Below are 231 nucleotides of genomic sequence, written 5' to 3' on the forward strand. Positions count from 1 at the left end.
TGCCGTATCGAAAATTTGGGAGCCGATATGGCAATGCAAGCCGATCAACTCAAGATGTCCGTGGCTATATGTTTGCTCGAAAGCACGGTCTGCCTGGCCGTTATTCAGGTCAAACCCGAATTTCGAGTCTTCCTGGCCAGTCGTAATATAGTCGTGTGTATGGGCTTCAATGCCCGGTGTGACACGCAGTAAAATGTTCATTTTCTGTTTGCGCTGTTCGGCTGTTTTTTT

The 231-nt window shown here is 47.6% G+C and carries 1 pseudogene; it reads right to left on the reverse strand.

The window, feature by feature from the left end:
- Positions 1-231 (reverse strand): annotated as a pseudogene (locus R0J87_RS25255) (diaminopimelate decarboxylase); the annotation flags it as partial.

It is taken from the genome of Halomonas sp. SIMBA_159, from assembly GCF_046536035.1.
Lineage (GTDB): Bacteria > Pseudomonadota > Gammaproteobacteria > Pseudomonadales > Halomonadaceae > Vreelandella > Vreelandella venusta_A.